At 39.3% G+C, this 12,225-nt stretch carries 10 protein-coding genes; 8 read left to right on the forward strand and 2 right to left on the reverse strand.

The genetic code is table 11. The features are described 5' to 3' along the window. The first annotated feature begins 92 nt into the window (after positions 1-92). The 3 genes from AC52J8_RS16020 to AC52J8_RS16030 all read left to right on the forward strand — a co-directional run bounded on the left by AC52J8_RS16020 (position 93) and on the right by AC52J8_RS16030 (position 3,104). A complete protein-coding gene (locus AC52J8_RS16020) occupies positions 93-725 on the forward strand; it encodes a LysE family translocator (RefSeq protein ID WP_044101288.1) in 633 nt (210 codons plus the stop codon). Between the two features lie 110 nt (positions 726-835). Next, the gene (locus AC52J8_RS16025) at positions 836-1,771 is read left to right on the forward strand and encodes an LpxL/LpxP family acyltransferase (RefSeq protein ID WP_086393940.1); all 936 of its coding nucleotides are present in this window, start codon (positions 836-838) and stop codon (positions 1,769-1,771) included. A gap of 232 nt (positions 1,772-2,003) precedes the next feature. Continuing rightward, complete coding sequence (locus AC52J8_RS16030; RefSeq protein ID WP_086400292.1) at positions 2,004-3,104, forward strand: glycosyltransferase family 4 protein; 1,101 nt, start codon at positions 2,004-2,006, stop codon at positions 3,102-3,104. A gap of 55 nt (positions 3,105-3,159) precedes the next feature. On the opposite strand, the gene gltP is transcribed toward AC52J8_RS16030, so the two are convergent. Both gltP and AC52J8_RS16040 read right to left on the reverse strand, forming a co-directional pair. Continuing rightward, positions 3,160-4,446: a glutamate/aspartate:proton symporter GltP gene (gltP, locus tag AC52J8_RS16035; protein WP_002114864.1), complete on the reverse strand. Its 1,287-nt coding sequence runs from the start codon at positions 4,444-4,446 to the stop codon at positions 3,160-3,162. Positions 4,447-5,143: 697 nt separating this feature from the next. Next, on the reverse strand, positions 5,144-6,253 hold the full coding sequence (locus AC52J8_RS16040) for an endonuclease/exonuclease/phosphatase family protein (RefSeq protein WP_086400293.1): 1,110 nt from the start codon (positions 6,251-6,253) through the stop codon (positions 5,144-5,146). Positions 6,254-6,440: 187 nt separating this feature from the next. On the opposite strand from AC52J8_RS16040, the gene asd reads away from it, so the two are divergent. The 5 genes from asd to truA all read left to right on the forward strand — a co-directional run bounded on the left by asd (position 6,441) and on the right by truA (position 12,222). After that, positions 6,441-7,559: an aspartate-semialdehyde dehydrogenase gene (asd, locus tag AC52J8_RS16045; RefSeq protein ID WP_005066045.1), complete on the forward strand. Its 1,119-nt coding sequence runs from the start codon at positions 6,441-6,443 to the stop codon at positions 7,557-7,559. 148 nt (positions 7,560-7,707) lie between these two features. Then, positions 7,708-9,057: a type IV pilus assembly protein FimV gene (locus AC52J8_RS16050; RefSeq protein ID WP_208753445.1), complete on the forward strand. Its 1,350-nt coding sequence runs from the start codon at positions 7,708-7,710 to the stop codon at positions 9,055-9,057. Positions 9,058-9,116: 59 nt separating this feature from the next. Further along, positions 9,117-10,379 (forward strand): T4P machinery localization factor FimV, encoded by a 1,263-nt coding sequence (gene fimV, locus AC52J8_RS16055; RefSeq protein WP_214285095.1) that lies wholly within the window; start codon positions 9,117-9,119, stop codon positions 10,377-10,379. Between the two features lie 59 nt (positions 10,380-10,438). Next, entirely contained in the window at positions 10,439-11,410 is a 972-nt protein-coding gene (locus tag AC52J8_RS16060) for an asparaginase (protein WP_208753444.1), read from the forward strand. A 14-nt stretch (positions 11,411-11,424) separates the two neighbouring features. Beyond that, on the forward strand, positions 11,425-12,222 hold the full coding sequence (truA, locus tag AC52J8_RS16065; protein ID WP_208753443.1) for a tRNA pseudouridine(38-40) synthase TruA: 798 nt from the start codon (positions 11,425-11,427) through the stop codon (positions 12,220-12,222). Positions 12,223-12,225 lie beyond the last annotated feature (3 nt).

Raw genomic sequence — 12,225 nt, forward strand, 5'->3', positions numbered from 1 at the left:
ATTTTTTAATTCAAAAAGACAATAAATAAAGTTTCGCTGTATACAAAATAATTATGTTATACCTACCAATATAATAATACTCGGGTATTTTCATGCTAGATCTTTCTCAAATTTTAGCATTCGGATTAATCTGTTTGGCGATGGTGCTTACCCCTGGCCCAAACATGATTTACCTTATTTCTCGTTCAATTTGCCAAGGAAAAACAGCGGGATTTATTTCACTCGCTGGTGTCTGCGTTGGCTTCGTATTTTATATGCTTTGCGCTTCTTTCGGGATTACAGCACTTATTGTTGCAGTTCCTTATGCTTATGACACCATACGTATTGCAGGGGCAATTTATTTACTCTGGCTAGCATGGAAAGCACTACGTCCCAATGCACCCCCAATTTTTGATGTAAAGCAATTATCAGTAGACTCTCCAGCTAAACTATTTTTAATAGGTTTCGCTACAAATCTACTTAATCCTAAAATTGCAATTATGTATTTATCGTTATTGCCACAGTTTATTCATCCACAGCAAGGCAGTATTTTATGGCAATCCATTCAGCTCGGTACTATTCAAATTTTTGTTAGCGTCTCGGTAAATGCGCTGATTGTGCTTTCTGCGGGTAGCATTGCCCTTTTTCTTCAACAAAAGCCTCTTTGGGCAAATATACAACGTTGGCTTATGGGAACGGTACTAGCTGGGCTTGCTGTTCGTATTCTTTTAGAAAATCGCCGATAACCGCGTTTTACGTCCTTATCTTAACCACTCAATTCAACAGTGTATTACGACGATAAATTCAGTTCGTGATACACTTTTGCCAGTTTTAATTTTGAATTCTTTATATCGTTATGAGCCAAAAGCAGACTTATACGCCCGGTGAATTTCAATGGTCCTTTTTATTGCCTAAATATTGGGGTATTTGGATTGCCATTGTTTTTTTAATGCTTTTGGCTATTTTGCCGTGGGCAATCCAATGGCGTCTAGCTCATGGCTTAGCAAATCTGGCTTGGAAATATTTAAAATCTCGCCGAAAAACGACTATTCGTAATTTAGAAGTTTGCTTTCCTGAATGGTCAGCCGAAAAAGTACAGCAACAAGCTAAGCAAGTTTTTGTAGATATGATGCTTGGTATTTTTGAGACATTAAACGCATGGTATAAGCCTTACTGGTTTAAAAACCGTGTCACCATTGAAGGCTTAGAACACATTACCAATGCTCAAGCTCAGGGCAAAGGCGTTTTATTATTGGGTACTCATAGTACGCTGCTTGATGCGGGTGGCTATGTTTGTGCTCAATATTTCGAGCCAGATGTTGTGTACCGCCCTCAAAATAATCCATTGCTCGATATGCTGATTTATCGTTGCCGTGGCACCATTTATAAAGCACAAATCGACCATGATGATATGCGTGGTTTAATTCGTCACCTTAAAGATGGCGATGCCATTTGGTATAGCCCCGATCAAGACTTTGGACTCAAGCAAGGGGTGATGGCACCATTCTTTGGCGTGCCAGCGGCCACAGTAACTGCTCATCGTCGTTTACTAAAAATCTCTAAGGCAGTTGCCGTTCCTTTATATTTTTATCGTCACGGTGATGTACAAGACCCTAAATATCATATTTTGATTGAATCTGCGGTCGACAATATGCCAAGTGAAGATGAAGTCGATGATGCAACTCGAGTTAATAAAATTATTGAAAATCAGCTTCGCATCGCACCGACTCAATATATGTGGTTCCATCGTCGTTTTAAGACACGTCCTGAGGGATATGAAGAGATTTACTGAAACCTTCAATAATTATCGCACTATAGTTATAAATATCTAAATAAACTCCAGTATGTACTATCGTGCGAAGGCGACATGGATGTCGCCTGTTGGACTACGACATCAGGGATGGGTCGTTAGTCCAACAAATGGTTTTGTTACTTTTGCCAAAACAAAAGTAAGGAGTAAACTCCATCTATTGAATGAATAAACCGCAAGCCCCCACTTTGCTACAACCTAAAGGCAAAAAACAATGAAAGTGATGCAACTTCTCCCAGAACTCAATAGCGGTGGCGTAGAACGCGGCACGCTAGAAATTGCACGCGCACTTGTTGCACAGGGCCATCAATCTCTGGTTGTGTCTAATGGCGGACGATTAGTATCTCAACTTGAAGCTGAAGGTTCTATTCACTTAACGCTACCAATTCATAAAAAATCACTTTCAAGCTTGTGGCAAATTCGTCCTTTACGCAAGCTGATTGAACAGCATCAACCCGATATTGTTCATGTGCGCTCACGTGTACCAGCTTGGCTTACTCACTTTGCCTTAAGAAAAATACCTGCAAACAAACGCCCTCACCTCATTAGCACTGTACATGGTTTCTATTCGGTTAATCGTTATAGTGCGATTATGACTCAAGCTGAAAAAGTCATTGCTGTTTCTGACAGTGTGGTTAAGTACATCACTGACCATTATAAAAACTGTCCACCGCAAGATATTGTCCGTATTTACCGTGGCATTGACCCGACAGCCTTTCCACATAACTACCAACCTTCAGCACAATGGTTTAATCAGGTTTTTCATGATTTCCCAGAACTGGAGAATAAATTTCTGCTCTGCCTGCCTGGCCGTATTACTCGTTTAAAAGGGCATGAAAGTTTAATTGAACTGATGCAGCAACTTCAGACGCAATATCCTCAGCTACATGCAGTTGTTGTCGGTGGGGCTGATGCCAAAAAGCAAGCTTACTTAAACGAACTACAAAGCACTATCCAAAGCAAAGGGCTCGCAGATAAAATTACCTTCGTAGGCCATCGCTCAGATATTCGCGAATGGCTCGCTTTTAGCGATATTGTGCTGTCTCTATCCAATCAAGCCGAAACATTCGGTAGAACAGCTTTAGAAGCGCTTTCAGTGGGTACGCCAGTCATTGGCTGGAACCGTGGCGGTGTTGCCGAGATTTTATCGAATGTATACCCACAAGGTCTTGTTGAAGCAGAAAATGAAAAAGCATTAATCGAGACTGTGAAAAAGCATATTGAACAACCTCAAATCGTTGCTCCTGTCACTATGTTTAGCTTAAAAGATATGTGTGATCAAACAATAGAACTTTACCAACGCGTTTTGAAATAACCCAATAAAAAACCCGCGATATTCGCGGGTTTTTTACAACTAAAAGAAAGCTATCTTATTTAAATGTTGCTTCATAAGCGGCAGCTTTTTCAGAGTCGTATTGTTTTTCCCATTTACTGATTACAAGTACAGCAAGTGCGTTACCAACAACGTTCAACGCAGTACGAGCCATATCCATAATACGGTCAACACCAGCAATAAATGCTAAGCCTTCAAGCGGGATACCAACAGTATGTAAAGTTGCTAATAGGACAACAAATGATACGCCAGGAACACCAGCAATACCTTTAGAAGTAATCATCAAAGTAATAACCAAGATTACCTGTTGACCGATCGACATATCTATACCATAAAGCTGTGCAATAAAAATTGCTGCGATACTTTGGTAAAGTGTAGAACCATCAAGGTTAAATGAATAACCTGTTGGAATCACAAAGCTGGAAATTGCTTTTGGCGCACCGTAAGCTTCCATTTTTTGCATAATACGTGGTAAAACCGTTTCCGAGCTTGCTGTTGAGAATGCTAAAATCAATTCATCTTTTAAAATCTTAAACAAGATAAAGATGTTGATTCCAAACATTTTTGCGGTAATACCCAAAACCACAAAAGCAAAGAAAAAGATAGCGGCATAAACCAACACTACCAATTTAGCTAATGGAATGAGTGAAGTAAAACCAAAGTTAGCAACAGTCACTGCGATTAAACCAAACACACCCACAGGTGCATATTTCATGATGATGTGCGTTACGCGGAACATCGTTTCTGAAACTGCATGAAACACATTTAACAATGGGTCTTTAGTGGTTGCTGGCAATGAAGACAGACCAATACCAAACAACACAGCAAAGAAAATCACAGGCAACATTTCGCCGTGTGCCATAGAGTTAACAATATTGGTTGGAATCATGGACAAAATTGTCTGTACCAATCCATGTGACTGAGAACCAACTTCTTGAGCTGTATGCTGATATTGCGAAATATCAGTCGTCACTAACATCGCTTTATCTACACCAGCACCTGGTTGGAAAATATTTGCCGCAACCAAGCCAACTAAAATAGCAATAGTCGTAATAATTTCAAAATAGAGAATGGTTTTAAAACCAAGTCGCCCTAAACTTTTCGTACTGCCAACACCTGCAATACCTAAAATCAAGGTAGAGAAAACGATTGGAATAACAATCATTTTAATCAGGCTAATAAAGATCTTACCAAGTGGGGTAAGAACATTATTCACAATACTGTCTTTGATTTCAGGCTGGTTATGTAAAACAGCCCCGACAACTATCCCTAGGATTAAAGCAATTAAAATTTGCCAAGCAAGGCTAAATTTAAAATTCTTCATAAGACAATCCTTATGCACCGCAAAGTATCAAATATGAGAGGGAGAAGAACACTAACTAAGAGTGAAACCTCAACATGTACAGTAATTTCCAAACAGAAATTTAAATGTACAAACAAATCACAACCCGCCGATCCGGCGAAGTAAAAAACAATGCCTATTGACGATCCAACATGTCAACGATCGGCACATTCTATTGAGATTTATTAATTAAACAACCCCAATTTATCTTTAAATAAATTAAAGCCTATATTTATTCATCAATAATCTACAAAAACAAAAACTTAGATAAAAAAAAATTTGTATCTTTTTTCATTAATAATTACGCAGATGTATATGAAATTTATGAAGGCTTAATGCGAATTAAATAGATTTTAAAAATAAAATAATATTGGAAATATTTATTTGATTTACAATAAATTTAATAAGGTATATAAAAATATCAACCCGAGTTCTGCATCCTGCAAAACTCGGGTAAATGAGGTTGTGCTTTCAGGTTAATAGTTATTTTTATCGTTTCCGTTCCAACATCTGATCCGTGATGCTATTCCATATCAGCTTTGTGTATCCTTACGTGGGACTATCCATTCCCGGTTCCGTGTGCCGATGAATGTAGAATAAGGTTTTTATAACCCTCTGCCTATTCGCCCTAGACTCAAATCTTTGTACGATATTGCTTACATCACTTTTTATATTCTTTTTATTTATAAGGCTGTGCAATTTTATCAGTTACTACTTTTTCTTCAGCTTCAGCCTTTGCAATTCCTTCTTGGATAGCTCTTTGTGCCTCTTCTTCATCATCTTGAGTTTGTTCCAATTCCTCTTGAATATGCTCAAATATTCGACCAGTCTGCAAAACCACATAGACAGGAAAATGATCAGATCCGATATGAGGTAAACGCTGCATCTTCACTAAACCGAAATCTGTACTATGGAAAATATGGTCTAAAGACCAGCGCAATAAAGGATAGTCCGCATGAAAAGTATTAATAAAATGTCGCCCAACACGCGGATCCAGTAATCCACTAATTCGTTGAAATAACCGTGTAGTACGTGACCACGCTACATCGTTTAAATCACCCATCACAATACAGCTTTCATCTAGATCTTTAATTTGGTCGCCCACAATTAAAAGTTCAGCATCGCGTAAAGTCGAATCCTTCGCCTCAGTTGGACTAGGGGGCTTAGGATGCAAACAATAGAGTTGAACTGGCATACCAGACCGTAAAGTTACAGTGGTATGAATAGAGGGAATTTCATCACTGAGAATAAATTTAACTTCAGTATTTGATAAAGGTAGACGGCTATATAAATGCATGCCGTAGAGGTTATCTAAGGGTACAGGAACGCGATAAGGATAGTCACCTTCGATCTCCCTTAAAGCATTTTCCCATGTCGTATCGCTTTCCAATGTAAGCAGCAAATCTGGTTTTAATGTCCTGATCTGTTCAAGCAATAAATGATACTTATCATTAGGAGTGAGCACATTCGATACAATTAAGGAAATCTGCTTTTGTGGATCTAATTGAGATGTCTTCACCTGTTTAACCTGTTTTTTCCAAAACAAGGTATAAGGCAAAATCATTTTAAGCTGATAGGCAATGGCAGCAATGAGCGCAGCCAGCACGACTTCACGCCAGAGATTCCAATCGTTGGGCCAAAACAGTATTCCTATAAAGGCTAAAAGACCAACAAATAGAATCTGCAACCGAGGGAAGTCGGCACCACGAAACCACCACTCATCACGAGGAATAAGTGACCAGAAACTTAACCAAATCACCAGACCAGCTAGAACTTCGATATAAATCATTGAATTTTCTCTTTTAAGATGATTTGTTTTTTAAAGTTTTTGTCATCTTTATCAATTTTGTATGTAACATAAACAAGATATTCTACTCAATAAAGATGGTGTTTTGTTTCTGTAACGCTTGCAGTTGTGGACACTTTTGATACACTCAACTCCCCCTAACAATTTTAACGCACCGAGGCAAAATGACATGAAAGTAGGTCTGGTCGGTTGGCGCGGGATGGTCGGTTCCGTCCTTATGCAACGTATGGTTGAAGAGAATGATTTTGCTCATATTGAGCCATTTTATTTCTCTACCAGTAATGCAGGTGGTGAAGCTCCTTCATTTGGTGGTAAGACTGCCCCAGCACTTATGGAAGCTACAGACATTAATAGTCTGAAGCAAATGGATGTCATTATTACCTGTCAAGGTGGTGACTATACGTCTGAAGTTTTCCCACAGTTAAAAGCGACTGGTTGGGATGGCTACTGGATTGACGCAGCTTCAACTTTACGTATGTCAGATGATGCAATCATCGTTCTTGACCCAGTAAACCTTAACGTTATTAAAGACGGCTTGGTTAACGGCACCAAAACTTTCGTAGGTGGTAACTGTACAGTATCACTTATGTTGATGGGTGTAGGTTCACTTTTCCAAAACAATTTGGTGGAGTGGATGACTGCTATGACTTATCAAGCAGCATCGGGCGCTGGCGCACAAAACATGCGTGAGCTACTAACTGGTATGGGCTACTTATACAACAATACTAAAACATTGTTAGATGATCCTAAATCTGCAATTTTGGATATTGATCGTCAAGTTGCCGAGTTACAACGTGGTGAAGGTTTCCCATCTGCTAACTTTGGTGTGCCATTAGCTGGTTCATTAATTCCTTACATTGATAAACAGCTCGAAAGCGGTCAGTCAAAAGAAGAGTGGAAAGGTCAGGTTGAAACCAACAAGATCTTGGGTAACTCACAAATTGTTCCTATCGACGGCCACTGTGTCCGTATTGGTGCGATGCGTTGCCATTCTCAGGCGCTTACTATCAAGTTGAAAAAAGATGTACCGCTTGATGAAATCGAAGATATGATTCGTACTTCAAGCCAATGGGCGAAAGTTGTACCAAACACTCGTGAAGCGTCTATGACTGACCTTACACCTGTTGCTGTAACTGGTACTTTAACTGTGCCTGTAGGTCGTCTACGTAAACTCAACATGGGTAAAGAATATCTAGGTGCATTTACAGTGGGTGACCAGTTACTTTGGGGTGCTGCAGAGCCTTTGCGTCGTATGTTACGTATCTTAGTAGAATACAAGAGCTCATAATTTGGTCTGAATTATTCAGTCAAAATAAAAAGCCGATCACATTAGATCGGCTTTTTCGTAACTGGTTTGTGAAAATTTTACAATTTATTTACATTTCATTATTGTATAATTTTGAATGACTTTACGACTTATTAGGTCATGGATTGAGATGACTGTTTATAACAAATTAAAAATTGCCATTTTCACCATTATGTCTTCGCCTTCTCTTTATGCGATTACATTAGACCCTATACAAATTCAGTCCGCACCTGGCGATTTGTTATATGCCGAAATGAATTTCCAACAAGCTGACCCCAACGCTACCCTACAAGTAAGTCTAGCGACTCCTGAAGATTTAAGCGCTTTAGGCGTAACTCATCAGCCGCCCGGAAATCTTAATTTTTATACACGCCAAAACGGTCAAGGCTCAGGGGTTATTGTTATTACCTCATCTCGCCCTGTGATTGATCCTGAACTAAATATTGTAGTAAAAATTAGTGAAGGTTCTGCCACACGTTTGCAGCATATCAAAACCGTAATTAAGCCTTCTTCTATAAAAAAGACTGAAAATAACGAAAGTACTTTGTCACCTCAGTTTATTGTCAATGAAAAAGACATTGCTCTAAATCTGCCAGAAAGTACTCGATATGCATCACCAACTTTGGCCTCAACTCCAACTGATTCGAATAGTGAACATAGCCTTAATATTAACTCTGGAACTGCTCCAGCTATAAATACAAATTCATCCAATACACTTAGTGCAAATTCTTCTACTCAACTTGCTCAACAAGTTACAACAGCTACTACTCTAGATCAGACAGAAATTAAACCAACCAGCGCTAAGACAGCTACAAATAATTCACCAAAAACTCCGGTCAAAAATCTAACAGCACAAAAGAAATCAGTACCTCAAAAAGCGTTTAACCAAAATCCTGCGAAGAAACAATCGTTAAGTTCCTACAAAGGACCAGCACCATCAAGTAAATATGTAGTACAGCGAAATGAGTCTTTATGGAGCATTGCTAATCGTATTGCAGCAAAAACAAAACAACCTGTTGCGAAAGTCATGCATGATATTCAAACACAAAACCGACATGCTTTTATTCAAGGTGATGTAAATCGTTTGCGTCAGGGAATCGCACTTAACCTAGCTCACTCTCCTGCTGCTAAACCTCAGCAAAACAAGTCAAAAACAGATATCGCACATACTGCAAAATCAACTTCTGGCAAAGCAAAATACCGTTTACAACAAGCCGAAATGAGTATTGTGGCTGAAAACAGTCAAAATTCTACGCATGGAAGTGCTAAAAAGAGCACACAACAAAGTCAAAACAATACTGAGTTAGCAGTAAAAGTTATGACAACAAGAGAAAAAACCGTTACATTACAAAGGAATGTAACCAAACTAAATCAAACTTTACGTTTAAAAGACCAACGTATTCAACTTCTGAATGCACGTTTGGCAGAGTTACAACAGCAGTTACAAGCACAGCAACAGACTCATAAGCAAAAGCATTAAGTTAAAACCAGAGTCAGCTCGCTTTATATTGCAAATATTTATTTTTTAAGGGGAAAGTAATGTTATATGTGATTCCATTCATCATATTGCTCGTGGTCGCTGTCATTTTAAAAAAACGCGAAAATAGCCAGAAACAAGAGTCGAATTCCCCTAAAACAATAAATAGAAAAACCAATAAAAAAGCGAACTCTAAACCAAGTAAAAACTCGCGTGAAAAAACTAAAGTAAATGTAGTTGAAGAATCTATTCCCTCTACTCCACAAAGCAGTCCTGTTCCAGACGCTGTTCGTCAGAAGATTCAGCTACTTATTCAAGAAAAACAATTCTCAGCCGCTGAAGCTCAAGTCAATCAAGCGCTAAAAAAAGATAATACGCAACACGAACTTTATTTATTGCTACTTGAGATTCATATTGCACAAAAAGATGAGTTTGCAATAACTCAACTGATTAGCCATATTCGTAGCTTAGCGCTCAATGAAATAGCCATTCAAGCAGAAGCCAGACAAAAAGAATATGAGTCATCAAGACAACCAGATGCGATCGATTTTCCTCAAGCTCAAACATACCAAGAGCAAAAAAATACATCTGATGCAACAGCTCAGTTTGACCAATTAACAACAAGTTCTTCTGAAAATTCTTTTGATGAATTGCAGCAAGACTATACCCCTGTAAAGCAAGAACCTGCTGTTGAAGTTGAACCTTTAGAGTTTAACTTTTCATTTGAGCAAACCACGACTACCGAAAGTACCAGCCAACCAACACAGAAATCAGAGTTATCGCCATCTCAACAAACAAATGAGCTAGCTGACCTAGAGTTTTCTTTTGACTTGGCACCTCTGCATGAATCTGAGGAAAAAAACCAGACAATAGCGGCACCAGCAGCTCAAGAGAACACCAATGCTTTGGATTTTAATCTTGAATTAACCCATGAAGATCCAGAAGTAAAACCTAATGAACAGATCTCATCATTAGATGAGCTTAAATTGGTAGAACAAGCGCCATTAGACTCGAATTCAATCGCACCTCTTGAGTTTTCGCTAGACGAGCCTGCATTAGTTACAGCACCAGAGATTGAAACTCAAAACCTTGTAGACCTAGTAGGCGAAGAAACTACCCCAGATCAAACTAAAGATCCCCTTGTAGAAGCTTTTCCAGAATTAAAACAGTTAGATGAAAATGAACTTGATTTAAAACTAGCTGAGCAATACATCAAGTTAGGAGCCTACCCAGCAGCTCAAGCCTTATTGGCAAGCAATGAGCAAAAATTCAACACAGAACAACAACAACGCGCGAAAAACTTACTTAATCGCATAGCTTCTTAGAACTGTTCGATTTACCATAAGCAGTCAGAGATGACTGCTTTTTTATGCCTGCAAAAAATATGAAAAAAATAGCCTTATTTTATATGGGTGGTACTTTTGGTTGCATTGGTGAACCTCTAGCTCCTATGCCTTATGAGCAATTCTTGCCTCAACTTGAAAAAGTGATTCCCCCACACTTAACAGTTGACTGCTTTGCCGCACCCAATATTGTTGATAGCAGTGCATGTACGGCACCTGACTGGTTACGCCTGATTCAACGCATACAACAACTACAACTTGAAGGTTATCAGCATTTCGTTGTTATTCATGGTACAGACACGCTTAGTTATGCGGCTGCGACCCTAGCCCGCTTTTTAGGCCAAAGCTGCCATATTGTGATCACCGGTAGCCAATACCCGTTACTCAATATTCAAGGCGATAACACCCGTGAATTTACTGATGCAATTGAGAACTTATATCTAGCATTAGAACAAGTGATTGCTTTACCTGTAGGTGCTTATCTCGCATTCCACCATCAAGTATTCCATGCTCAAACTGCATTAAAAACGCATACGACTGAACTCGATGCATTTTCAGGGTTAAGTAGTGAAGCTGAGTTTACGCCTCAGCAAAATGAATTGATCGTACAAGATACCCAAATTGAACGAGCGGCTTCCTTCCAGATTTTAAACTGGATGATGCAACCGATTGCAACAGAGTACTTAGTTCAGCAATTACGTCACTTGCTTCCAGCCCCTCCGCACTTTTTAGTGTTACAAGGTTTTGGTACGGGTAATATTGCGGTAAACCAAGAATTACTCGCAACATTAGATGAGCTTTATACACGTGGTTGTGTTCCAATTTTGACAACACAAGTAACTTTTGGTGGTATTGATCAACGTTATGCGATTAGTGCCTGGGCCAAAACTGCAAAAATTGTCATCAGTGATGCTCATAGCCATGCAGATCTCTATGCAAAAGCACTTCAAATCTATTTAAAATACCCAACCCCAGAACAATGGCTAAGCCATTGGAATGAAAATTTGCATTAAATAGAGGTGAAGCTATGCAACGTTATGCGGTCGGTATTGAATTTAGCGGAGTTCAATACCGAGGTTGGCAAACACAACAGCCAGGCGTTGCCAGCGTTCAGGAAACGATTGAGCGTGTACTCAGCAAAATAGCTGATGAGCCCATTGCACTTCACGGTGCAGGCCGTACTGATGCAGGAGTACATGCAACAAATATGGTGGCACACTTTGATACGAACGCTATTCGTCCAGAAACGGGGTGGTTAAGAGGGGCAAATAGTCAACTACCTAAAGATATTTCTATTCAGTGGATTAAACTGATGGATGAAAGTTTTCATGCCCGCTTTAAAGCGACTGCCCGACGTTACCGCTATATCATCTATAACGCACCTCATCGCCCAGCACTATTACATAAGCAAGTTACGCACATTTACCAAAAGCTAGACGTGCAAAAGATGATTAAAGCTGCTAGTAAGTTCGAAGGAACGCATAACTTTGAAACTTTCCGCGCAGCAGCATGCCAATCAAACCAGCCTGTTCGACATGTAAAACATTGCCGTTTATTTGAACATGGACGCTATTTAGTTTTAGATATTCAAGCAGATGGTTTTTTACACCATATGGTGCGTAATATTGTCGGTTGCTTACTCGAAATTGGTCAAGGTATGTATGAGATTGATCATATCGATGCAATGTTTACGGCGCAGGATCGTAAGGCAGCTGGGGTAACCGCCCCACCCGATGGCCTTTATTTTATTCAGTGTAATTATCCTGAGCAGTTTGATTTGCCGCAGCCACCACTTGGGCCACATTGGCTTAATTTACCAGATTAAAAC

This window comes from Acinetobacter sp. S-1 (assembly GCF_059579785.1).